This window comes from Enterobacter cloacae complex sp.6700776, assembly GCF_048284255.1.
Taxonomy (GTDB): Bacteria; Pseudomonadota; Gammaproteobacteria; order Enterobacterales; family Enterobacteriaceae; genus Enterobacter; species Enterobacter intestinihominis.
In genome coordinates this window covers 1-325 of record NZ_JBLVYK010000121.1, presented here as the reverse complement: position 1 = coordinate 325, position 325 = coordinate 1, and the positions used below count along the sequence as shown (strand labels likewise).

Below are 325 nucleotides of genomic sequence, written 5' to 3'. Positions count from 1 at the left end.
GTCGGGTATCGTGCAGGTTTATACATTTGCTCATGATGCGAAATTACCTATTCGAGGGTTATTAATGTCCTTGGATGATACAAAGCAGTTAACAGCGATTCGTTTTTATAATAAACGGGCTGGTGAAGACCGTTACTACTCAGCCAGTGTGTCATTCCAACGTGTTCCTAATACTGCAATTAACGAGGTTGAAAACGTATCTGCACGTTTCTCTCTTAAATCAGATATGCAAATTTACACTACCACATAATAACAGCCCCTTTGGGGGCTTTTAAGGAAACCTAATGGCGAAATTCACTCTGAATCCCAATCCAATATTTAAGGC

1 protein-coding gene is annotated in these 325 nt (G+C 40.0%); it reads left to right on the top strand.

What is annotated here, in order from left to right; translation table 11 throughout:
- The coding region (locus ACNQ0T_RS23490) for a phage tail tube protein (RefSeq protein WP_417930413.1) at positions 1-250 on the top strand (250 nt) is incomplete at its 5' end.
- Between the last annotated feature and the right edge of the window lie 75 nt (positions 251-325).